Origin of the sequence: Agromyces kandeliae (assembly GCF_009674665.1) — a bacterium.
Taxonomy (GTDB): Bacteria; Actinomycetota; Actinomycetes; order Actinomycetales; family Microbacteriaceae; genus Agromyces; species Agromyces kandeliae.
Window position 1 is genome coordinate 268,105 of the sequence record NZ_WKJD01000021.1, and the last position, 22,809, is coordinate 290,913.

General features: G+C 72.2%; 21 protein-coding genes. 7 read left to right on the forward strand and 14 right to left on the reverse strand.

The annotated features are described in order from the left end of the window. Positions 1-71 precede the first annotated feature (71 nt). Both GJR97_RS16980 and GJR97_RS16985 read right to left on the reverse strand, forming a co-directional pair. The gene (locus GJR97_RS16980; protein WP_154347935.1) at positions 72-1,598 is read right to left on the reverse strand and encodes a pyridoxal phosphate-dependent decarboxylase family protein; all 1,527 of its coding nucleotides are present in this window, start codon (positions 1,596-1,598) and stop codon (positions 72-74) included. Continuing rightward, positions 1,595-2,965, reverse strand: a complete 1,371-nt coding sequence (locus GJR97_RS16985; protein ID WP_154347936.1) for an MFS transporter — start codon at positions 2,963-2,965, stop codon at positions 1,595-1,597. Before GJR97_RS16985 ends, GJR97_RS16980 begins: the two co-directional genes overlap by 4 nt. Positions 2,966-3,039: 74 nt before the next feature. Here GJR97_RS16985 and GJR97_RS16990 point away from each other — a divergent pair, with 74 nt between their 5' ends. Further along, entirely contained in the window at positions 3,040-4,608 is a 1,569-nt protein-coding gene (locus tag GJR97_RS16990; protein ID WP_324613637.1) for a succinic semialdehyde dehydrogenase, read from the forward strand. A gap of 61 nt (positions 4,609-4,669) precedes the next feature. Here GJR97_RS16990 and GJR97_RS16995 read toward each other — a convergent pair whose 3' ends face one another. Further along, a complete protein-coding gene (locus GJR97_RS16995) occupies positions 4,670-5,059 on the reverse strand; it encodes a twin-arginine translocase TatA/TatE family subunit (RefSeq protein ID WP_154347937.1) in 390 nt (129 codons plus the stop codon). 91 nt (positions 5,060-5,150) lie between these two features. Here GJR97_RS16995 and GJR97_RS17000 point away from each other — a divergent pair, with 91 nt between their 5' ends. Then, positions 5,151-5,783 (forward strand): O-methyltransferase, encoded by a 633-nt coding sequence (locus GJR97_RS17000; RefSeq protein WP_324613638.1) that lies wholly within the window; start codon positions 5,151-5,153, stop codon positions 5,781-5,783. Here GJR97_RS17000 and GJR97_RS17005 read toward each other — a convergent pair whose 3' ends face one another. The 3 genes from GJR97_RS17005 to dapE form a co-directional block, all read right to left on the reverse strand. Further along, the gene (locus GJR97_RS17005; RefSeq protein WP_019179788.1) at positions 5,784-5,957 is read right to left on the reverse strand and encodes a DUF3117 domain-containing protein; all 174 of its coding nucleotides are present in this window, start codon (positions 5,955-5,957) and stop codon (positions 5,784-5,786) included. Positions 5,958-6,114: 157 nt separating this feature from the next. Continuing rightward, positions 6,115-7,356 carry a hypothetical protein gene (locus tag GJR97_RS17010; RefSeq protein WP_324613639.1) on the reverse strand — a complete coding sequence of 414 codons (1,242 nt, stop codon included), beginning with the start codon at positions 7,354-7,356 and terminating at the stop codon, positions 6,115-6,117. Between the two features lie 8 nt (positions 7,357-7,364). Beyond that, positions 7,365-8,468, reverse strand: a complete 1,104-nt coding sequence (dapE, locus tag GJR97_RS17015) for a succinyl-diaminopimelate desuccinylase (protein ID WP_154347939.1) — start codon at positions 8,466-8,468, stop codon at positions 7,365-7,367. An 86-nt stretch (positions 8,469-8,554) separates the two neighbouring features. Between dapE and dapD the strand changes: the two genes are divergently transcribed. Both dapD and GJR97_RS17025 read left to right on the forward strand, forming a co-directional pair. Then, a complete protein-coding gene (gene dapD / locus GJR97_RS17020) occupies positions 8,555-9,514 on the forward strand; it encodes a 2,3,4,5-tetrahydropyridine-2,6-dicarboxylate N-succinyltransferase (protein ID WP_154347940.1) in 960 nt (319 codons plus the stop codon). Positions 9,515-9,623: 109 nt separating this feature from the next. Next, the gene (locus GJR97_RS17025; RefSeq protein ID WP_324613640.1) at positions 9,624-12,227 is read left to right on the forward strand and encodes a penicillin acylase family protein; all 2,604 of its coding nucleotides are present in this window, start codon (positions 9,624-9,626) and stop codon (positions 12,225-12,227) included. Between the two features lie 51 nt (positions 12,228-12,278). Here GJR97_RS17025 and GJR97_RS17030 read toward each other — a convergent pair whose 3' ends face one another. Beyond that, positions 12,279-12,710 (reverse strand): Lrp/AsnC family transcriptional regulator, encoded by a 432-nt coding sequence (locus GJR97_RS17030; protein ID WP_129235281.1) that lies wholly within the window; start codon positions 12,708-12,710, stop codon positions 12,279-12,281. A 123-nt stretch (positions 12,711-12,833) separates the two neighbouring features. Here GJR97_RS17030 and GJR97_RS17035 point away from each other — a divergent pair, with 123 nt between their 5' ends. Both GJR97_RS17035 and ctlX read left to right on the forward strand, forming a co-directional pair. Further along, positions 12,834-13,862: an ornithine cyclodeaminase gene (locus GJR97_RS17035; protein WP_154347941.1), complete on the forward strand. Its 1,029-nt coding sequence runs from the start codon at positions 12,834-12,836 to the stop codon at positions 13,860-13,862. Between the two features lie 4 nt (positions 13,863-13,866). Then, positions 13,867-14,853, forward strand: coding sequence for a citrulline utilization hydrolase CtlX (ctlX, locus tag GJR97_RS17040; protein ID WP_154347942.1), 987 nt, complete (start codon positions 13,867-13,869; stop codon positions 14,851-14,853). Between the two features lie 81 nt (positions 14,854-14,934). Here the strand turns inward: ctlX and GJR97_RS17045 are convergent, their stop codons facing one another. From GJR97_RS17045 to GJR97_RS17065, 5 genes are all read right to left on the reverse strand, one after another. Then, positions 14,935-16,233 carry a citrate synthase gene (locus GJR97_RS17045; protein WP_324613675.1) on the reverse strand — a complete coding sequence of 433 codons (1,299 nt, stop codon included), beginning with the start codon at positions 16,231-16,233 and terminating at the stop codon, positions 14,935-14,937. Positions 16,234-16,428: 195 nt separating this feature from the next. Continuing rightward, positions 16,429-17,544, reverse strand: coding sequence for a succinyldiaminopimelate transaminase (gene dapC, locus GJR97_RS17050; RefSeq protein WP_154347943.1), 1,116 nt, complete (start codon positions 17,542-17,544; stop codon positions 16,429-16,431). A gap of 2 nt (positions 17,545-17,546) precedes the next feature. Then, positions 17,547-17,867, reverse strand: a complete 321-nt coding sequence (gene fdxA / locus GJR97_RS17055; RefSeq protein WP_121478128.1) for a ferredoxin — start codon at positions 17,865-17,867, stop codon at positions 17,547-17,549. A 39-nt stretch (positions 17,868-17,906) separates the two neighbouring features. After that, positions 17,907-18,308 carry a hypothetical protein gene (locus GJR97_RS17060; RefSeq protein ID WP_154347944.1) on the reverse strand — a complete coding sequence of 134 codons (402 nt, stop codon included), beginning with the start codon at positions 18,306-18,308 and terminating at the stop codon, positions 17,907-17,909. Beyond that, complete coding sequence (locus GJR97_RS17065) at positions 18,305-18,748, reverse strand: hypothetical protein (protein WP_154347945.1); 444 nt, start codon at positions 18,746-18,748, stop codon at positions 18,305-18,307. Before GJR97_RS17065 ends, GJR97_RS17060 begins: the two co-directional genes overlap by 4 nt. Positions 18,749-18,866: 118 nt before the next feature. Here GJR97_RS17065 and GJR97_RS17070 point away from each other — a divergent pair, with 118 nt between their 5' ends. Further along, complete coding sequence (locus tag GJR97_RS17070) at positions 18,867-19,679, forward strand: enoyl-CoA hydratase/isomerase family protein (RefSeq protein ID WP_154347946.1); 813 nt, start codon at positions 18,867-18,869, stop codon at positions 19,677-19,679. Between the two features lie 66 nt (positions 19,680-19,745). Here GJR97_RS17070 and GJR97_RS17075 read toward each other — a convergent pair whose 3' ends face one another. Continuing rightward, positions 19,746-20,606 (reverse strand): M23 family metallopeptidase, encoded by an 861-nt coding sequence (locus tag GJR97_RS17075; RefSeq protein WP_154347947.1) that lies wholly within the window; start codon positions 20,604-20,606, stop codon positions 19,746-19,748. 187 nt (positions 20,607-20,793) lie between these two features. Beyond that, positions 20,794-22,698, reverse strand: coding sequence for a translational GTPase TypA (gene typA / locus GJR97_RS17080; protein ID WP_154347948.1), 1,905 nt, complete (start codon positions 22,696-22,698; stop codon positions 20,794-20,796). Between the last annotated feature and the right edge of the window lie 111 nt (positions 22,699-22,809).

The window sequence follows — 22,809 nt, forward strand, 5'->3', positions numbered from 1 at the left end:
CTCCCACCGCAGCTGAGACGCGTCAAGGCCCGCAGGTCGGCCGTCCGAGGGACGGGCGCGACTCCGATGGGTCAGTCGCGCGGCTCGACGACCCGCGCGAGCAGTTCGACGAGGAGCCGCTCGGTGAGCGGGCCAGGCAGCGCCTCGACGAGCGCGAGCACCGGCGCCATCCGGTCGGGCAGCGCTCCCCCGGCACCGTCGCCGCCGAGCAGCCCGAACGCGGCGAGCAGGCGTGCTGCCGTATCCGAGTCGAGACCGGCGGATGCCGCGGCGAGCGCCTGGGCGCCGCCGGGAAGCTGCGCGGTGAGCCCGGCCACGAGCGCGCCGCCGTCCACGGCGGGCGTTCCGCGGACGGTGTCCGCCGCGGCGACGAGCGCCGGCACCAGCTCGCCGACGACGTGGTCGGTCACCGGCGTGACGGTGAGGTGCGTCGTGTGCGGCAGCGCGGGTCCGTCGGCCTGGGCCATGCCGGGCTGGAGCTGCAGGTGCCATCCGGCACCGCGCGCGGCGTCCGCCCAGTGGTGCGGGTCGACCCGGCGGTCGGCGGGCGCCGACTCGTCGGCGCGGACCGCGAGCAGCGGCCCGACGGGCTCGCCCACCACGGCGAGGCCCTCGATGCCGTCGATCGCCTCGCGCAGCGTCGCGGTCGCGGTGGTCGCCCGTGCGGTGAGCTCCGCGAACCCGTCCTCGCCGAGCACCTGCACGATCGCCCACGCCGCGGCGAGCGGGCCGGCCGGCTTCGAGCCCGCCATCGTCGGGTTCACGACCGGGTAGCCGGGCCACGCGGTCGTCGCGAAGTACTGGCGCCGCTGCCGGTCGCGACCGCGCTGCAGGAGCACCGAGACCCCCTTCGGCGCGTAGCCGTACTTGTGCAGGTCGGCCGACAGGCTCGTGACGCCCGGCACCCGGAAGTCCCACTGAGGCAGCCCGTCCTGGAAGGCGAGCGCGAAGCCGCCGATGCACGCGTCCACGTGGAGGGCGATCGCGTGCTCGGCCGTCGCCGCCGCGACCTCGCCGACCGGGTCGAGCGTCGCGAACGGGTACGAGGGCGCGCTCATCACGACGAGCGCGACGTCGTCGTCGAGTCGCGCGACGACGTCCGGGACCTCCGGCGCGCCGGTCTCCGCGGAGACGGGCACGAGGTCGAGCGCGAGCCCGAAGTAGTGCGCGGCCTTGTGGAACGCGGCGTGCACGGTCGTGGGGGCGACGAGCCGAGGCATCCGCACGTCGCCCGGGTGCGCCGAGCGCCAGGCGTCGCGGGCCGTCTTGACCGCCAGCAGGCAGCTCTCGGTGCCGCCCGAGGTGACCGAGCCGACGACCTCGGCCGAGCCCTGCCCGGCGGCGTCGCCGTGGAACACGCGACGCGCGAAGCCGACGACGCCGGCCTCCATCGCCGCGACCGACGTGAACGTCGTCGGGTCGAGGCCGTTCACGGGCTGCACGAGCCGCGCCGCGCGCGCGGCGAGCTCGTCGAGCTCGGCGAGGCCCGAGTCGTAGACGTACGAGAGCACGCGACCGCCGTGCGTGGGCGCGTCGGCCTCGCGGAGCGCGGCGAGCTCGGCGAGCACGTCGTCGGGCTCGCGTTCGAAGGCGTTCATCGGGCGATCTCCTCGGTCGGGGCGGGGGTGTCGATGTCCGCGCGCCGCAGGGGGTAGCGGAGGAGCGGGACGAGGCTGACGAGCACGAGCACCGCCGGCAGCAGGCTGAAGCTCAGCGCGATACCGGTGACCGCGGCCTCCGGCTGGGCGACGACGGCCGACCCCACCGACTCCAGGTAGCCGGTCGTCGCGAGCACGACCGTGAGCAGCGTCGCGCCGAGTGCCATCCCCGTGGTCTCGCCGGCGGTCCAGACCCCGCCGAACGTGCCCGCACGGCCCGGCCCGTCGGTCCGGGCGTCGTGCGCGACGACGTCCGGCAGCATCGCCATGGGCAACGACTGCATGCCGGCGTAGGCGGCTCCCGCGATCGCGACCGGCGCGTACACCCACGCGCCCGGCGCCCAGATCATTCCCACGAGGGCGGCGGATGCCACGGCGAACGCGAGGCTCGCGAGCACGTAGGCGCGCTCCTTCCCGATCCGGCGGGCGAGCCGGCCCCACAGCGGCGCGCAGAGGATCGCGGGGCCGATGAGGGCCACGAAGAGGAACGTCAGGGCGTCCTCGGAGCGGAGGACCCAGACCGCGACGTAGTTGGCTCCCGCGAGCATGACGCCGGTCGCGAGCCCCTGCAGGAGGAAGCCGGAGAGCAGCAGCCGGAAGGGCCGGCTGCGGCGCAGGGCGTCCAGGCCCTCGGCGTATCCGGCCGCGAGGCTGCGACGCTCGCGCGGTTCGACGACTCTCCCGGTCGGCGCCGTGGTGGTGGCAACGAGCATGCCGATGCCGATGACGAGGCCCGCCACGACGGCCATGACGAGGTACCCGAGCGGCTCGTCGTCGCCGCCGGCCCGGCGGAGCATCGGCCCGCCGGCGCCGAAGAGGAGGATCGCGAAGCTCAGCACGACCACGCGCCACGTGAGCAGGCGCGTGCGAGCGTCGTAGTCGTCGGTGAGCTCGGCGGGCAACGCGATGTACGGCACCTGGAACAGGCTGAACGCGCTGGCGGTGGCGAGGAACGCGACCATGACCCAGGCACCCGCGACGACCGGGCCGAGCCCTGCGGGCGCGGCGAACGTCAGGACGAATGCGATCGGCAGGGCCAGGGCACCGATGCGCATCCAGGTGCGGCGCGTGCCCGACACGGCGAGGGAGTGGTCGCTGCGATCGCCGATCCACGGGTCGATCAGCACGTCCCACACCTTGGCGGCGGTGACGACGAGTCCGGCGAGCAGCGCGGTGACGCCGAGGGTGTCGGTGAGGTAGAAGACGAGCACGAGGCCGGGCAGCGTCGCGAAGCCGCCCGTGCCGATCGATCCGACGGCGTATCGGGCCACGATGCCGCGTGAGAGCCGCCGTTCCGGGGAAGCCATGCGGGGAAGCATACCCACTCGGCGACCCCGATCCGGACACGGTCCCCCGGTCGAGACCCGCCTAGACTGGCCGGGTGTCCAACGCCGCCACCCGAACTCCGGCCGTCACCCCGAGCCCCGCGCGCGACGCCCTCGTCGCCGACCTCATCGCCACGACCGGCCGCACGGCCGCGATCCCCACTCCGGCGACCGGCGAGACCCTCGTCGACCTCCCGCGGTCGAGCGCGGAGGACGTCCGCGGAGCCGTGTCGCGCGCGCGCCTCGCGCAGGTCGCGTGGGCTCGGGCCGGGTTCGCCGCGCGCCGCCGGATCCTGCTCCGCGCGCACGACCTCATCGTCGCCCGCCGCGAGGAGCTGCTGGACCTGGCGCAGCTCGAGAGCGGGAAGACCCGCGGCCAGGCGTTCGAGGAGGTGTTCCAGGCCCTCTCGGTGACCAGGTGGAACGCGGTCAAGGCCCGCACCGTGCTCCGCGGCGGTCGCCGTCGCTCCGGAATCCCCGTCGCCCTCTCGACCAGGATCCGCTATCGCTCGAAGGGCGTCGTCGGCGTCATCACGCCGTGGAACTACGCGATCAGCCTCGCCGCCATGGACGTCGTCCCGGCACTCGCCGCGGGTTGCGCGGTCGTGCAGAAGGCCGACGACCAGGGCGCGCTCTCCGTGCTCGCGCTCCGACGCGCCTACATCGACGCCGGGCTGCCCGAATCGCTCTGGGCCGTCGTCTCGGGCGATGCGGCCGAGGTCGGCGAGGCGGTGACCGACGAGGCCGACTACATCTGCTTCACCGGATCGACCGCGACCGGGCGCCGGATCGCGGAGAAGGCCGGGCGCCGACTCGTGGGCGCCTCCCTCGAACTCGGCGGGAAGAACGCGCTGATCGTGCTCGACGACGTCGACGTCGAACAGGCGGCGGCGGACGCCGCGCACGCGTGCTTCTCGTCCATGGGGCAGCTGTGCGTGTCGGTCGAGCGGATCTACGTGCAGCGCCGCATCGCGGACGCGTTCACCGCGGCACTCGCCGCGCGCCTCTCGGACCCCCGGATCGGTTCCGGCCTCGACCACGACGCCGACTACGGCAGCCTCGCGACGGCGGCGCAGCTCGACCGCATCCGGGGCCACCTCGACGATGCGCTCGAGAAGGGCGCCCGCGTGCTGGTCGGCGGCGATGCGCGACCCGACGTCGGGCCGTGGGCGTTCGAACCCACGGTCCTGACCGACGTCGCGCCCGGCATGCGCGTGCTCGACGAGGAGACGTTCGGCGCGATCGCGTCGCTGCACGTGGTCGACGACGAACTCGAGGCGGTGTTCGCCGCGAACGCCTCCGAGTACGGCCTCAACGCATCGGTCCTGTCGGGCTCGACCCGGCGCGCCCTGCGCGTCGCCGACCAGCTCGACGCTGGGAGCGTCAACGTCAACGAGGGCTACCGGGGCAGCTTCGGCTCGGTCGATGCGCCCATGGGCGGCGTCAAGGCGTCCGGCATCGGTCGCCGCAACGGCCGCGAGGGCCTGCTGCGCTTCGTCGATCCGGTGACGGTGTCGGTGAACACGCGGGTGATCCCGCTCCCGCACACCGGGCGCGAGTACGCCCGGCTCAGCGGCCCCCTGGTCCTGCTCGCACGGGTGCTGCGCGGCATCCGCCGCGCCTAGGCCGCGTCTGCGGAACCACGCGACCGGACCGCAGCGGGGATTCGCGCGAACCGGTTCGGGCTCAGGTCGCCTCGGAGTCGAACGGCGCGGACTCGCCGGCGGCGATCGCGTCGAGCTTGCGCTTGCGCTGCAGGTAGGCGGAGTTCTCGTTGACCGCCGCCCGCGCGACGACCGGCTTCGCGGGCTCGGCGAACGGGTCCACGTCGCTCAGCGCCTCGCGCACGATGCGCCGCGGGTCGTACTGGCGAGGGTCGAGCTTGCGCCAGTCGACGTCGTCGAAGTCCGGGCCCATCTCCTCGCGCATGCGGTCCTTCGCACCGTTCGCCATGTCGCGGAGCGACCGCACGAACCGGCCGAGCTGCGCGGCGTAGTGAGGGAGCCGCTCCGGACCGAGCACGAAGACGGCGATCACCCCGATGATGAGGAGTTTGTCGAAGGTGAGGCCGCCCATGCGCTCAAGGATAGTCGGCGGCGAGGCGTGCGATCGACCGTTGCCGTGACCCCTAGGCTTGGGGGTCGACAGAACCTCCGGGAGCCGCCACGTGTCCGAACACGACCTGAACTGGAAGTACGTCGACGAATCCGTCGTCGAGTCCGAGTCGATCGCGAAGGCACGCCTGCAGTCCCTGGAGCTCGGCGTCGAGCCGGTCTCGCCCGCCGTGGGCGCGCAGCTCGCGGTGCTGGCGGCGGCGAGCGACGCACGGGCGATCATCGAGGTGGGCACCGGCGTCGGCGTCTCGGGGTTGTGGATGCTCCAGGCCGCACGCTCGGCGCACCTGACCTCGATCGACTCCGAGACGGAGTACCAGCAGCACGCGCGCGAGCACTTCGCCGACGCGGGCGTCGCCCCGGCGCGCGTGCGCCTCATCGCGGGTCGTGCCGGAGAGGTGCTGCCGCGGATGAACGAGGGCTCCTACGACCTCGTCGTCGTCGACGCGGACGCGGCCTCGGTCATCGAGTACGTCGAGCACGGCCTCCGACTGGCGAAGCCCGGAGGCAGCGTGCTGGTGGCGCGTGCCCTCTGGAAGGGGAGGGTGGCCGACCCGGCGCGACGAGACGACGTGGCGACGGCGTTCCGCGGGCTCGTCTCCGAGCTCGCGGCCTCCACCGCCGTGGTCACCGCCATCTCGCCGGCCGGGGACGGCCTGCTGCAGATCGTGAAGCTGGGCGCCTGACTAGGCCGCGTTGACGACGCCGCCCAGGACGTCGTAGAGCTCCTTGGCCTCAGCGTCGTTCACCGAGACGACGAGGCGACCGCCACCCTCGAGGGGCACGCGCACGATGATGAGGCGCCCCTCCTTCACAGCCTCCATCGGTCCGTCTCCAGTGCGTGGCTTCATGGCCGCCATTGAGCTACCCCTTTCGTGGCTGAATCTCCATTATCCCGCATCGAGGCGACGCCCCGGGACACCGGGCTCCGTTTTGTGGACGACCGCGGCCGCCGTTCACGCTCCGGACGCGCGCCGTGCACCGACCGATCACCCGACCGGGACGGCACTCCGGCGATCACGGCGGGGTCCAGTCGTAGCCGTCGATGAACCAACCGATCCGCAGCCACGCCACCTGGAGCGCGATCGAGACCGCCACGAGCGAGCCCCGCCACCACGGCGAGCGCGGCACGGCGAACGCGCCCACGATCGGGAAGAGCGGCGCCAGCAGCCGGAACGTGCTCGACTGCGGGAAGAAGACCGCGAGGAGGTACAGCGCGTAGCTCGCGAGCCAGAGCCTGATGTCGATGCCGAGGCGCCGCACCCACGGCGTGACGAGCAGCGTGCCGAACCCGACGACGAGCGCGATCGGCAGGATCGTCCCCATCGGCTGGCCGAGCCACCAGTCGCCCGACTGGAACCACGGCGTGAGGGGAACGAGCTCCACGTAGCCGATGTACGGCGCGCGCCAGGCGAGCTCGGTGTCGGTGTACGCGGCGGGCTCGCCCGTGAACGCCCACGCGATCGCCGGCCAGGCGAGTCCGACCAGGGCCGCGAACAGGGCGACGGATGCCGCGAGCACGCGCTCGCGGACCGGGAACGGGTCGCGCGCCCGGGTGGACCAGCGCACGATCCAGTGCAGGCCGAGCGCGAGCGCGAATGCGAGCGCACCCGGACGCGTGAACGCCCAGATCGTGATCACGGGAACGAGCCACCCGTAGCGGCGATCGACGAGGAGCAGCAGGGCGAGCGCGAGCCAGAGGAAGCCGAGCGACTCGGCGTAGCCGAAGCCCATGATCGGCGACACGGGCGCGACGCAGAACAGCACGACCGCGAAGAGCGCCTGGTCGGGGTCGAGGAAGCGCGACATGAGCCGGTGGAAGACGAGCGCCGCTGCGAGGCCCGCCACGAGCGAGACGACGACGGATGCCACGTCCCACGGGACGCCGACCGTCGAGAAGACGCGGACGATGCCCGGGAACACGGGCAGGAAGGCCCACGCGCTCTCGGCGACCCGGCCGTCCTCCGTGAGCGGCAGCTCCGTGGGGTACCCGGCGACCGCGATGTAGGCGTACCACCGTCCGTCCCAGATGTTCGCGTACTCGAAGTACCCCGGTCGTGCGTCGGTCCAGGCGCTCGCGGCCTGCTCGTGCGCGAACTGCAGCACGATGGCGATCGACACGGCGCGGGCGGCGAGGTACACCGCGACCACGCGCGCCCACCACGGCAGGAGCCGCCAGCGCACGCGCGGCGACCCCCGCCCGACGCGGTGCGCGTCCGGCGGCCGCGGCTCCGGCGCCGCCGCGGTCTCCTCGCCCACTGGTCGGCTCAGCGCGCCGACCCCGTGAGCCAGTCGCGCAGCGCGGCCTCGCACGCGAGGATCTCGTCGCAGTCCACGCGTTCGTCGTCGGCGTGCGCGAGGAGCGGGTCGCCCGGCCCGAAGTTCACGGCCGGGACGCCGAGCGCGCTGAAGCGCGCGACATCCGTCCACCCGTACTTCGGCTGCGCGTCGGCGCCGACCGCGCGGACGAAGTCCTGCGCGAGCGCGTCGTCCAGGCCGGGCCGAGCGCCCTCGGACGCATCCGTGACGGTGAGCTCGTACTCGGGGAAGAGCGCGCGGACGCGCTCGGTCGCCTCGGCGACGGAACGGCTCGGGGCGAAGCGGTAGTTCAGCGTGAGCACGGCGTCGTCGGGGATGACGTTGCCCGCGATGCCGCCGTGCATGAAGACGGCGTTCAGCCCCTCGCGGTAGTCGAGTCCGTCGACGCGGACGGTCTCGGCCTCGTACGACGCGAGCCGCTCTAGCGCGGGTGCGAGCTTGTGGATCGCGTTCTCGCCGACCCAGCTGCGCGCCGAGTGCGCCCGTCGCCCCGTCGCGCGGAGCTCGACGCGGAGCGTGCCGTTGCAGCCGCCCTCGACCTCGCCGCGCGTCGGTTCGCCGAGGATCGCGAAGTCCGCCTCGAAGAGGTCGGGACGCGATCGCAGGACCCGCCCGAGCCCGTTCAGGTCGGCGGCGACCTCCTCGTGGTCGTACCACATCCACGTGACGTCGACGATCGGGGCGACGAGCTCGCGCGCGAGCTTCAGCTGGACGGCGACGCCGGCCTTCATGTCGACCGTCCCTCGCCCCCAGAGCACCTGGCGGTCCCCGTCGACCTCGAACCGGGTCGGGACGTTGCCGTTGATCGGCACGGTGTCCAGGTGCCCCGCGATGACCACGCGCCGGTCGCGGCCGAGGTCCGTGCGCGCCACGATGGTGTCGCCGTCGCGGAGCACCTCGAGGTGCGCGGCATCCTCCAGCGCCTCCTGCACGAGGTCCGCGAGCCGCCCCTCCTCGCCCGAGACGCTCGGCACATCGCAGATCGCCTGCGTGATGGCGACGACGTCGGCGGACAGGTCGAGCGCGGCCGTGGGCCGGACGGGTGCAGCCATGTCCCCGAGTCTACGAGGGCGGATGCCACGCCTCCTCCCCGCGTCATCCGCCGTCGCGGCCCCACGTCGCTCGGTACCCTTGGAGCATGCCCGCAGACTCGTCGAACCCGACCGCGCCCGCCACCGCCTGGGGCGACGGCCTCGCCACGATCGCCGGTGACGGCACGGTGCTCGACACCTGGTTCCCGGCGCCGCAGCTCGGCGAACCCGCCGCCGACGAGCCGGCCTGGGAGCCGCCGGTCGGGTCGGTGGGCCCCGACGAGCGGCGGGGGGTCCGGGTCGAGGCCGTGCGCGTCGCCATCCGCCTCGCCGACGCGCCGGCGAGCACGTCGGACGCCTACCTCCGACTGCACCTGCTCTCCCACCTGCTCGTGCGTCCCAACGGACTGAACCTCGACGGCGTGTTCGGGCACCTCCCGAACGTCGCGTGGACGAACGCCGGGCCCGTGCACCCCGACGACCTCGACCGGCTCCGTCCGGCGCTCCAGCGCGCCGGCATCCACGTGACCGGGCTCGACAAGTTCCCCCGCCTGCTCGACTACGTGATCCCCGAGCGCGTGCGCGTCGCCGACGCGTCCCGGGTGCGCCTCGGCGCACACCTCGCGCCCGGCACGACGGTGATGCACGAGGGATTCGTGAACTTCAACGCCGGCACCCTCGGGTCCTCGATGGTCGAGGGTCGCGTCTCGCAGGGCGTCGTCGTCGGCGACGGCAGCGACATCGGCGGCGGCGCGTCGATCATGGGCACGCTCTCGGGCGGCGGCACGCAGCGCGTCGCGATCGGGGAGCGCGCCCTCCTCGGCGCGAACTCGGGCATCGGCATCTCGATCGGCGACGACTCCGTCGTCGAGGCCGGCCTGTACGTCACCGCCGGCACGAAGGTGGTGCTCCGGGGCGGAACGGGCGAACGCGACCGGATCGTGAAGGCCGTCGAGCTGTCGGGCCTGCCCAACCTGCTGTTCCGCCGCAACTCGCTCGACGGGCGCGTCGAGGTGCTCTCGCGCTCGGGTGAGGGGATCGCGCTGAACACCGCCCTGCACGCCTGAGCCGGCGGTCGGCGGCGCGGCCCGCCCTGCCGCGGTCGCCGGGGTACAGTGATGACCCGGGGTCGCTCGGACGGGCGGCCCGAGCCATGCGCCGACACGAAGGAGTGACGTGGGAACCGACGCGCCGAGGACCCGACGGACCGGCTGGGCGAAGTTCCTCGTCGGAGCGCTCGTGACGGTGCTCGTGCTCGGGGTGGCGGCGGTCGGCTTCGGCTGGTGGACGGTGCATCGGTCGTTCCCGGTCGAATCGGGTCGCATCTCCGTCGCCGGCCTCGACGGAGCGGTGACGGTGTACCGCGACGACGCGGGGATCCCCCAGCTCGTCGCCGAGACGGACCACGACCTGCTGTTCGCGCAGGGGTACGTGCACGCGCAGGACCGATTCTGGGAGATGGACTTCCGTCGGCACGTCACGGCGGGCCGCGTCGCGGAACTGTTCGGCGAGTCGCAGGTCGCGACCGACGCCTTCATCCGCACGCTCGACTGGCGCGGCATCGCCGAGCAGGAGTTCGAGTTGCTCGACGAACCGTCGCGCGCCCTCTACGAGGCCTACGCCGACGGCGTGAACGCCTACCTCTCCGAGCGTTCGGGCGTGGAGCTCTCGTTGGAGTACGGCGTGCTCGCCCTGCAGAACCCCGGCTACCAGCCGGAGCGGTGGACGCCGGTGGACTCGATCGCCTGGCTCAAGGCCATGGCCTGGGACCTCAGGTCGAACCTCGGCGACGAAATCGACCGCGCGCTCCTCCTCGCCTCCGGGCTCACGCCGGAGCAGGTCGCGCAGCTGCACCCCGCGTTCCCCTGGTCGGCGAAGCCGACCATCGTCGGCGGGCCCGCGCCTGCTGCGCCGGCCGGACTCGACGTGCGCGCCGTCGACGGCGGATCGGCACCCGTCGACGCGGGCACGGCGGCGACGGCGGCCGACGAGGAGACCGCGGGCGTGCTCGGCGACCTCGCCGCGCGGCTCGACGCGTTGCCGCAGCTGCTCGGACCCGAGGGCGGCGACCTCGGCTCGAACTCGTGGGTCGTCTCCGGCGCCCTGACCGACACCGGCATGCCGCTGCTCGCCAACGACCCGCACCTCGGGCCCGCGATGCCCTCGATCTGGGTCCAGATGGGGCTCCACTGCGCCGAGCTCTCGCCGCTGTGCACGTTCGACGTCGCCGGGTTCGGCTTCTCCGGCCTGCCCGGCATCATCATCGGCCACAACGAGCGCATCGCGTGGGGCTTCACCAACCTCGCTCCCGACGTGGCCGACCTCTACCTCGAGCGCGTGACGGAGGACTCCTACGAACTCGACGGCGAGCTGGTTCCGCTCGGCACGCGCGAGGAGGTCATCGAGGTCGCCGGCGGCGAACCCGTGACGGTGACCGTGCGATCGACCGCGAGGGGGCCGATCGTCACGGACATCGGCTCGGACTTCGCGGCGGTCGCCGAGGGGTACGCGTCGACCGCCGACGGCGCCGACGAGCCCGCCGACGGCGCCGAGCAGACCGCGCTCGAGGTGTCGCTCCAGTGGACCGCGCTGCAGCCCGGCCGCACGCCCCAGGCCGTCTTCGCGATGAACCGCGCCGAGGGCTGGGACGAGTTCCGGGCCGCGGCCGAGCGATTCGAGGTGCCCTCCCAGAACGTCGTCTACGCCGACGTCGACGGCAACATCGGCTACCAGGCTCCCGGACGGATCCCCGTGCGCTCCGCGGGCGACGGCACCGTTCCGCTGCCGGGCTGGACCAGCGAGAACGGCTGGACGGGCACGGTCCCCTACGACGAGCTCCCGTCGGTGCTGAACCCGGAGCGCGGGTACATCGTGACCGCGAACAACGCCGTCGAGCAGGACGGCCCCATGCTCACGCGCGACTGGGACCTGGGCTACCGCGCTGAGGGCATCGAACGCCGCCTCGGCGAGCTCATCGCCTCGGGCGAGCCGATCACGGCGGAGGACATGAGCGAGATCCAGTTCGACACGCGCGACGCCAACGCCGAGGCGTTCCTGCCGGTGATCGCCGAGCTCGACCTCGACGGCGACGCCGCACGCGGCGCGCGGCTCCTCGCGGACTGGGACGCCTCGGCCGACGAGGACAGCGCCCAGGCGGCGTACTTCGCGGTGTTCTGGCGGAACCTGCTCGACGGCATGTTCGGCTCGCTCCCCGAGTCGACGCGGCCGGTCGGGGGCGACCGGTGGTTCTCGGTCCTCGGCACCCTGCTGGGGCAGCCGGAGGACGCCTGGTGGTCCGACCGGGCGTCCGGCGCGACCGGACGCGACGCCGTGCTCGCCGCCGCCCTCGACGCCGCGTGGGCCGAGGCATCCGACCTCATGGGCGACGACCCCGGCGCCTGGAGGTGGGGCGGCCTGCACACCCTGACCCTGACGAACCAGACGTTCGGCGAGTCGGGCATCGGACCGATCGAGTGGCTGTTCAACCGCGGACCGTACGAGGCGGGCGGCGGATCGGCGATCGTGAACGCCAACGGCTGGGACGCGACGCTCGGGTACGAAGTCAACTGGGTGCCCTCGATGCGCATGGTCGTCGACCTCGACGACTTCGACGACTCGACCTGGGTGAACCTGACCGGTGCGTCGGGGCACGCCTTCCACGCGCACTACGACGACCAGGCGGAGCTCTGGCAGACCGGCGAGACGCGCGAGTGGCCGTTCTCGACCCGCGCGGTGCGCAGGGCGGCGACCGACGCGCTCGTCCTGCAGCCCGGTCGCTGACGCGACGGCGGATTCGCCGCGCCGCCCGCCACGGGGCCGCACGCCGCGGTATCAGCGCAGCACCGAGCTCAGCAGCAGGCTCGTCTCGCTGTTCACCACGCCGTCGATCGACCGGATGCGCCCGAGCACGCGGTCGAACTCGCCGAGGGTCTCGGTCCGGAGTTCGGCGACGAGGTCCCACCCTCCGTTGGTCGTGTGCAGCGCGATGATCTCGGGGAACCCGCGGAGGCGCCGGATCACGTCGTCGGTCGTGCGGCCCTCGACCTCGATGAACGAGATCGCGTGGATCGACAGCGGGTCCGACTCGTCGCGCACGCGCACCGAGAACCCGACGATGATGCCGGATGCCACGAGCCGATCGATCCGCCCCGTGACGGTCGCGCGTGCGACCCCGAGCCGGCGCGAGAGCTCGGCCACCGGCGTCCGTCCGTCCTCGCGGAGGAGCGCGAGGAGTCGGCGGTCGAGATCGTCGAGCGGTTCCATGTGCATATCGTATAGCGCGACGTCGCAGACTGATCTCTCGTCAGACAATCCGTGCGCAAGGAGGTCGTTGCTGTTGCATATCGACGGATCGTACCCTCGAATCACCGAACTGAAGGGAACGATATGACGAGCTTCGTCGACGTACGCAACATGATCGGCTGGGTCGCAGGAACCGGCCCCGAGCGCATCATCGCGGGGATCATGGAGTACCTCGAGCAGGACTTCGCGCGGTGGGAGAGCTTCGACAAGACGCCCCGCGTCGCCAGCCACACGCCGTTCGGCGTCATCGAGCTCATGCCGACGAGCGATCACGAGTCCTACGCCTTCAAGTACGTCAACGGGCACCCCTCCAACCCCGCACGCGGCTACCAGACCGTCACCGCCTTCGGCGTGCTCGCCGACGTGCACAACGGCTACCCCACCTTCCTCGCGGAGATGACCGTCCTCACCGCGCTCCGCACGGCCGCGACGTCCGCATTCGCGGCGAAGCTGCTGGCACGCCCCGACTCCCGCGTCATGGCGATGGTCGGCACCGGAAGCCAGGCCGAGTTCCAGGCCCTCGCGTTCCGCCACGCCTTCGGCATCACGACGCTGCGCGTGTTCGACGTCGACCCCGACGCGATCGCGAAGTTCGTCCGCAACATGCTCCCCCTGGGCTTCGAGATCGAGGTCGCCGGCAGCGCGGCGGAGGCGCTCGAGGGCGCCGACATCGTGACCACGTGCACGGCCGACAAGGCGCGCGCGACGGTCGTCGCCGACGAGTGGGTCCGTCCGGGCATGCACCTGAACGCGATCGGCGGGGACTGCCCCGGCAAGACCGAGCTCGACCCCGCGATCCTCGATCGCGCCGACGTCTTCGTCGAGTACACGCCGCAGACGCGCATCGAGGGCGAGATCCAGGCCAAGCCCGCCGACTTCCCCGTCACGGAGTTGTGGGAGGTCCTCGCGGGCCGGAAGACCGGCCGTGCGGCCGCGGAGGCCATCACGGTCTTCGACTCGGTCGGCTTCGCCATCGAGGACTTCTCGGCCCTGCGCTACGCGCGCGACCAGGTGGCCGGAACGAGGTTCGAACAGCGGATCGACCTCGTCGCGGACCCCGACGACCCGAAGGACCTCTTCGGCCTCGTCGGCGCCTTCTCGCCGGTGGGCTGAGCCGATGTCGGTCCAGTCCCCGGCCGCGGTCGTCATGGTCCGGCCGCACCACTTCTCGCCCAACCCGCACACCGTCGCCGACAACGGCTTCCAGCCGAACGCCGACGGACTCGACCCCGACCGTCTCGCGGCATCGGCCTACGACGAGGTCACGCGCGCGGCCGCCGCGCTCGAGTCCGCGGGCGTGACCGTGCACCTCTTCGAGGACGAGACCACGCACCGGCCCGACAGCGTCTTCCCGAACAACTGGATCTCGACGCACTCCGGCGGGCACATCGCGCTGTTCCCGATGTTCACGCCGAACCGCAGGACCGAGCGTCGCGGCGACATCGTCGAACTGCTGAAGACCACCTACCGGGTGCAGGACGTCATCGACTACTCGGGCCTGGAGTACGACGAGGTCTTCCTCGAGGGCACGGGGGCGATGGTGCTCGACCACGAGTCGCGCATCGCGTACGCCGCCCGCTCGAATCGGGCCGACCCCATCGCGCTCGAGCGATTCTGCACGAACTTCGGCTACGAGCCGATGGTCTTCGACGCCGTCGACGGTCGCGGCATCGCCGTGTACCACACCAACGTGATCCTGAGCATCGCGACCGAGTTCGCACTCGTCGCGGCCGACATGTTCGTCTCCCCTGCACGGCGCGACGAGGTGCTCGGGCGGCTCGGCGCACGCGGCCGTCGCGACGTCATCGCCCTCGACAACGCGCAGGTCGACGCGTTCGCCGGCAACGCGCTCGAGCTCTGGACCGCGCAGGGACGCGTGCTCGCGCTCTCGCGCACGGCCTTCGACGCGCTGACCGTCGACCAGCGCGCACGCATCGAGCGCTCTGCGCGCCTGCTGCCCCTCGACGTTCCGACGATCGAGCTCGCCGGCGGGTCCGTGCGATGCATGCTCGCGGGCGTGCACCTCGATCCGCGGCCGGGGCTGGTCGACCACCGATCGGCACCCGTCGACGACGCCGCCGCGGACGAGATCGCCGCGCTCTGACACGCACGGGTCATCCCGAGACGACGAACGGCCTGTCCGAGGACAGGCCGTTCGCATCGGCTGCGGATCGGTGCTCCGGGCTCAGCCCAGCGGGTAGTGCCGCTCGCCGGACCCCGTGTAGAGCTGCTGCGGTCGACCGATCTTCGTGCCGCCGTCGAGGTTCATCTCGCGCCAGTGGGCGATCCAGCCGGGCAGGCGGCCGATGGCGAACAGCACGGTGAACATCCGCGTCGGGAAGCCCATGGCCTTGTAGATGACGCCGGTGTAGAAGTCGACGTTCGGGTAGAGGCGCCGCTGCTTGAAGTAGTCGTCCTCGAGCGCGAACTGCTCGAGCTCCTTCGCGATGTCGAGCAGCGGGTCGTTGACGCCGAGTCCCTCGAGCACGGCGTCGGCGCTCGTCTTCACGATCTTCGCGCGCGGGTCGTAGTTCTTGTAGACCCGGTGGCCGAAGCCCATGAGCTTGACGCCGTCCTCCTTCCGCTTCACGCGCTCGACGAACTTGCCGACGCCCTCACCGGAATCGCGGATCTGCGCGAGCATCTGGAGGACCGCCTCGTTCGCGCCGCCGTGCAGGGGGCCCGAGAGCGCCTGGATCCCGGCGGAGATCGACGCGTACAGGTTGGCGCCCGTCGAACCGACGAGCCGGACGGTCGAGGTCGACGCGTTCTGCTCATGGTCCTCGTGGAGGATCAGCAGCCGGTCGAGCGCCTTGGCGAGCGTCGGCTCGATCTGGTACGGCTCGGCCATGTTGCCGAAGTTCAGCCGGAGGAAGTTCTCCACGAAGTTCAGCGAGTTGTCGGGGTAGAGGAAGGCCTGCCCGATGCTCTTCTTGTGCGCGTAGGCGGCGATCACCGGCAGCTTCGCGAGCAGGCGGATGGTCGTGAGCTCGACGTGCTCGGGGTCGTGCGGGTCGGACGAGTCCTCGTAGTAGGTCGAGAGGGCGGCCACGGCGCTGGAGAGCACGGCCATCGGGTGCGCGGTGTGCGGGAGCGCGGAGAAGAACCGCTTGAGGTCCTCGTGGAGGAGCGTGTGGCGACGGATCTTCTCGTCGAACTCGGCGAGCTGGTCGGCGGTCGGCAGCTCGCCGTACATGAGCAGCCAGGCGACCTCGAGGTAGGTCGAGTGCTCGGCGAGCTCCTCGATCGGATAGCCGCGGTAGCGGAGGATGCCCTGCTCGCCGTCGATGTAGGTGATGGCCGACCGCGTCGAAGACGTGTTGACGAATCCGTAGTCGAGTGCGGTGAGTCCGGTCTGCCGGGTGAGCGTCGAGACGTCGATGCTGGCGTTGCCCTGCGAGGCGCGGTGGATCGGGAATTCGGCCGTTCCGCCGGGGAAGTTCAGCGTCGCAGTGTCGGAGTCGACTCCGACGGATTCGTTCACGACGTTGCTCACGGCGTCTCCTGTGATCGTCACTGTCTCGCGGTTCCCTGCTCTCCGGTCCGGCACCGGTCGGCGCGCGCGGCCCGACTACAGCCTAGACGGGTCGGGCGCACACTGTCGCATCCGCCAATGGATCGTGCGATCGGTTGGAGTGGATGCACAGTCTCGGCTGCGATTCGGTGACGATCCGCGACGTCAGCGCACCGCAGTTGCCCGGAGCCGCGCGGCGGCCTGCCCGATCCGCTCGTCCGTCGCCGTGAGCGAGAGCCGAACGTGCTCAGGGAAGTGCGGCCCGTAGAAGTGCCCGGGGCCGCCCAGGATGCCGAGGTCGGCGAGACGTCCGATCGACTCCCACGCGTCGCGACCCTCGGTCGCCCAGAGGTACAGCCCCGCCTCGCTGTGGTCGATCCGGAAGCCGGCGTCCTCGAGGGCGGGCCGCAGCAGGTCGCGCCTGGCCCGATAGCGCGCCTTCTGCTCCTGCACGTGCGCGTCGTCCGCGAGCGCGACGGCCATCGCCTCCTGGAGCGGCGCCGGCACCATGAGCCCGGCGTGCTTGCGGGCCGTGGTGAGCCGGGCGATCACGGCCGGGTCGCCGCCGACGAAGGCCGCTCGGTACCCGGCCATGTTGGACTGCTTCGAGAGCGAGTAGATCGCGAGCACGCCGCTCGGATCACCGCCCGTCGCCGCCGGGTCGAGCACGCTCGGGACGGCGCCGTCGCGCCAGGGCTCCTCCCATCCGAGTTCGGCGTAGCACTCGTCGCCGACGATGATGGCGCCGAGCTCACGAGCACGGGCGACGGCGCGGCGCAGCTCGGGCACGCCGAGCACCCGACCGTCGGGATTGCCGGGCGAGTTCAGCCAGACCAGCCGCGTGTTCGCGGGCCACTCGGCCGGGTCGTCGGATGCCACGGACTCCGCGCCCGCGAAGATCGCGCCCATCTCGTAGGTCGGGTAGGCCGCGCGGGGATGGACGACCGCATCGCCTGCGCCCACGCCCAGGAAGAAGGGCAGGAGCGCGACGAGCTCCTTCGAGCCGATCGTCGGCAGCACGGCGTCCGTGTCGAGGCCCTCGACCCCTCGACGACGAGCGAACCAGTCGACGATCGCGCGTCGTAGCGCGGTCGTGCCGACGGTCGTCGGATAGGAGTGCGCGTCGGTCGCCGCCGCGAGCGCATCGCGCACGAGCTGCGGCGTCGGGTCGATCGGCGAGCCGATCGACAGGTCGACGATGCCGTCGCGGTGGGATGCCGCTCGATCGCGATACGGGACCATCCCGTCCCACGGGTACTCGGGCAGGGCCCCGAGCGCCATGGTCAGTGACCCTGCGGGGGCAGCGCCGCTACCAGCGGGTGGTCCTTCGGGATGACCCCGACCTTCGCCGCGCCGCCCGGCGAGCCGACCTCGTCGAAGAACTCGACGTTCGCCTTGTAGTAGTCGGCCCACTCGTCGGGCAGGTCGTCCTCGTAGTAGATGGCCTCGACCGGGCACACGGGCTCGCAGGCGCCGCAGTCGACGCACTCGTCGGGGTGGATGTAGAGCGAGCGCTCACCCTCGTAGATGCAGTCGACGGGACACTCGTCGATGCAGGCACGGTCCTTCACATCGACGCACGGCAGGGCGATGACATAGGTCACGGTGGGTCGCTGTCCCTTCGGTGATGCTGGACTGCCAGTCTATGCGCGACGCGCCTCGCGCGACGGCAGCGAGGGCCACGCGACGACCAATACGGAAATGATCGCGGGCCCGATGGCCCAGATCGCGCCGACGACGCCGTCGGCGACAAGCACCGATCCGCCGGGCCCGGGGAGCGACAGCACCGCCACGATCCCGACCACGCCCGCGGCCGCGGCCGTCGCGGCGGCCCGCCCGCCCGCGACGAGCCGGGTGCCGACGAGGAGGGCGGCGACGCCGACGAGCCCAGCGACGAGCCCCCAGGGGATCGAGACGCCTCCGATCTCCCACGCATGCCGGTGCCCGATCGTCGCGACCGTGCCGTAGACCACGCCGACCGCGAATGCGATCGCCAGCGTGCCGATGCGGGAGCCGAGCGATCGGCGCCCGGCCGCCGCGCTCACGGCGCCGGCGTCACGGTGTAGGTCACCGTGCCGCCCTCGCCCGCGAGGATCACCAGGAACTCGCCGTCGGTGTAGGCCGATCCGGCAGCGGTCGCCTGCGCGAGCGTCGGGTCCTCTCGGAACCCGGCCGCTTCGACCTCCGCCCGGGCATCGCCCAGGGGATCGGCCGCCTCCGACGTGAGGACCACGACCCATCCGTCGGCGCTCGCGGCCGCGCCCGCGAGTTCGATGCTGCCGTCGATGATCGGCACGGAGGCCGGGAAGTCCTCGGGGATCTCACCGCTCAGGTCGACCCGATCGCCGGTCGCGTCCTCGACGGCATCCTCGACCCCGCGCTCGACGGCGTCCTGCACGCCGCCCGCGCAGCCGGAGAACAGGGCCGCCGCGGCGGGGCTCGCCACGATGGCCGCGGCGCGTGCGCGCCTGGAGAAGATGGGCATGCGCGCGAGTCTATCCGCCGCGCCCGAGCCGCTGCGTCGAGGGCGGCGCGCCGGACCGGCGCCATGCCGTAGCGTGGTCGGCGGTGCGGCGGAACCGCCGCGGGAAGGACGATCGAGGATGACCGAACAGCCCGGGACCGACGAGCACCGCCCGCCCGTCCGCATCGAGCGCGACGGCGTCGTCGCCACCGTCGTGATCGACCGGCCGAAGGCGCTCAACGCCCTCTCCCCCGACGTGCTCGGCGCGATCGCCGACGCATTCGACGCGCTCCGGTCCGAGGCGGACGCCGTTCGCGGCGTCATCGTCGTCGGCGAGGGCGGCCGCGCGTTCGTCGCCGGCGCGGACATCCGCTCGCTCTCGACGCTCACGCCCGACGAGGGTGCCGAGGCCGCCCGCCTCGGCCATCGAGTCGCCGCCGCGATCGAGGCGTTCCCGGCTCCCGTCATCGCCTGCGTCGACGGGTTCGCGCTCGGTGGCGGGCTCGAGCTCGCGCTCGCGTGCGACCTCATCTACGCGACCGAGTCGTCGTGGTTCGGGCAGCCGGAGGTCCGACTCGGGCTCATCCCCGGGTTCGGCGGCACCGTTCGGCTGCCGCGCGCCGTCGGGCTCTCACTGGCGAAGGAGCTGATCTTCACCGGCCGCCGCATCGACGCGGCGACCGCGGAGTCGGCCGGCCTCGTCGCGCGGCGCTTCGGCGACCGCGACGCGCTCCTCGCCGGGGCCAGGGCGACGATCGACGAGGTCGCCGCGAACGCCTGGACGGCGGTCGCCCTCGCCAAGCGCGTGCTCGTCGATGCGGCCGGGACGCCCACCGCCGCAGCCACCGAGTTCGAGGTCGCGGGCTTCGCGGACGCGTTCCGGACCGACGACATGCGCGAGGGCGTCGCCGCCTTCATCGAGAAGCGGGAACCGGAGTTCTCGGGTCGCTGAGACGACGACGGATGGCGCGGCGCTCGCGGCGCCGCCCGGAACGGCCCTCGTCCTCCGGACGAGGGCTCAGCCGGTGACGTGCGAGCTGAGCCAGGACATGCCGTCGAAGCGGACGCCGTCGGCGCCGTACATCTCCAGGTGGAGGTGCGGTCCGGTGGACTGGCCCGTCGTGCCGACCGCACCGAGCGCCTGGCCGGCCGTGACCCGCTGGCCGGGCGCGACCGCGAGCGAGCCGTACTGCATGTGCGCGTAGAGCGAGGTGATGACGGCGCCGCCGATGTTGTGCTGCACCTCGACGTACACGCCGAGCCCGCCGCCCGCCTCGGTCGCCGTGATCACGACGCCATCGGCGATCGACCCGATCGTCGCGCCGACGCCGGGGTTGAAGTCGATGCCGTCGTGGAAGGTGGAGCACCCGGCGCACGGCGCGATGCGCGGGCCGAAGCCCGACGCGGTCCGAGAGGGGTCGACCGGCCACACGACCCGGTCGGCCTGCAGGAGGGAGACGTCACCGAGGCCGGCGACGCTCGACTCGATGGGCGGCGGGGCCGCCTCGACGTCCCAGTCGCCGACCTCGATCGGCTCGAGCGCGACCTCGGACCCGACATCGAGCGTCTGGGAGCGGAGCGAGATCGAGTCCTCGGCGGGAGCGTAGACCGAGGCGCGGGCCACCGTGTCGGTGGCAGTGACCGCGAGCGCGGGGACGCTCGTCGAGAGCAGCATGCCTCCGGCGAACGTCATGGCGCCGATCGTCATGACCGGGCGCAGCGCGGCGGCGGCTCGACGGCGCGCCGGTCGGACGGTCGCCGGCTGGGCGGTCGTCGGCTGCGAGGCCTCGGGGCTCGTGGGGGCTGCGGGGCGGGCGGGGGCGGTGCGGCGGTAGCGGGGGCGTCCGGCCGCACGGCGACCGTGCTGGGGGAGGTTCATAGGCGGGGGAAGGTGATTCTCGGTAACGGTTGCGTAACGACTGACTCGGTTTCGAAGAACCCGACAACCATACGAGGTGCTTTCTGTGAGGTTCCTCCACTCCCCCGTTGCCCGCGCGAACGCGGCCGGGAAACGGCGAAGGGGGATGCCGCGGCCACCCGCGGCATCCCCCTTCTGCGTCGGGAGGCTAGCCCTGCTTCTTCAGGCGCGAGGCGGCCCGCGCGCGGGCCGTGGCGTCGAGCTCGACCTTGCGGATGCGCACCGCGGTCGGCGTGACCTCGACGCACTCGTCCTCCCGCGCGAACTCGAGGCACTCCTCAAGCGAGAGCTGGCGCGAAGGCGTCATCGACTCGAAGGTGTCGGCCGTCGACGAGCGCATGTTCGTCAGCTTCTTCTCCTTCGTGATGTTGACGTCCATGTCATCGTTGCGCGAGTTCTCGCCGATGACCATGCCCTCGTAGACCTCTTCGGTGGGGTTCACGAAGAACGTCATGCGCTCCTGGAGGGCGATGATCGCGAAGGGCGTCACGACACCCGCACGGTCGGCGACGATCGACCCGTTGTTGCGCGTGACGATCTGGCCCGCCCACTCGTCGTAGCCGTGCGAGATCGCGTTCGCGATGCCGGTGCCGCGCGTCGTGGTCATGAACTCCGTCCGGAAGCCGATCAGCCCGCGGCTCGGAACGATGAACTCCATTCGGACCCAGCCGGTGCCGTGGTTGGACATGTTGTCCATCCGGCCCTTGCGCGAGGCGAGCAGCTGCGTGATGGCGCCGAGGTACTCCTCGGGCGCATCGATCGTCAGGTGCTCGAACGGCTCGTGCAGCTTGCCGTCGACATGCTTGGTGACCACCTGGGGCTTGCCCACCGTGAGCTCGTAGCCCTCGCGGCGCATCTGCTCGACGAGGATCGCGAGGGCGAGCTCGCCTCGACCCTGCACCTCCCACGCGTCCGGGCGACCGATGTCGACGACCCGCAGCGAGACGTTGCCGACGAGCTCGCGGTCCAGGCGGTCCTTCACCATGCGTGCGGTGAGCTTGTGACCCTTGACCTTGCCGACGAGCGGCGAGGTGTTCGTGCCGATGGTCATCGAGATCGCGGGCTCGTCGACGGCGATGACCGGGAGCGGGCGGACGTCCTCCGGATCGGCGAGCGTGTCGCCGATCATGATGTCCTCGAACCCCGCCACGACCGCGATGTCGCCCGGGCCGGCGCTCTCGGCCGGGTAGCGGTCGAGCGCCTTCGTGAGGAACAGCTCGGTGACGCGGACGTTCTGGACCGAGCCGTCGTGCTTCACCCACGCCACGGTCTGGCCCTTGCGGATGGTCCCCTGGAACACGCGCAGCAGGGCGAGACGGCCGAGGAACGGCGACGCGTCGAGGTTGGTGACGTGCGCCTGCAGCGGGTGCTCGTCGTCGTACGTCGGGGCGGGGATGTGCTCGAGGATCGCCTCGAACAGCGGCTCGAGGTCGCCGTTGTCGGGCAGCTCGCCGTTCGCGGGCTTCGTGTGGCTCGCCGCGCCGTTCCTGCCGGAGGCGTACACGACCGGCACGTCGAGGATCGCGTCGAGATCGAGGTCGGGCACGTCGTCGGCGAGGTCGGAGGCGAGGCCGAGGAGCAGGTCCTGGCTCTCGGCGACGACCTCGTCGATGCGGGCATCGGGCCGGTCGGTCTTGTTCACGAGGAGGATGACCGGCATGCGGGCCTCGAGCGCCTTGCGGAGCACGAATCGCGTCTGCGGCAGCGGCCCCTCGCTGGCGTCGACCAGGAGGACCACGCCATCGACCATCGACAGGCCGCGCTCGACCTCGCCGCCGAAGTCGGCGTGGCCCGGCGTGTCGATGACGTTGATGGTCACGGGCGCGCCGCCCGCGTGGGTGCCGTTGTACGAGATCGCCGTGTTCTTGGCGAGGATCGTGATGCCCTTCTCGCGCTCGAGCTCGTTCGAGTCCATCGCACGCTCTTCGATGTGGGCGTGCTCGGCGAAGGAGTGCGTCTGGTTGAGCATCGCGTCGACGAGCGTCGTCTTGCCGTGGTCGACGTGGGCGACGATCGCGACGTTGCGCAGGTCGTTGCGGGTGGCCTTGGCCATGGTGTGGTCCTCGCGTGGCCTCCGGACGCAGAGCGGCTCCGGGGCGCGGATCGGCAGCGCCGGGGCGCTGGTGTGGAGTCGGTGGGAGCGCGAGCAGCCGATGGTCACGGT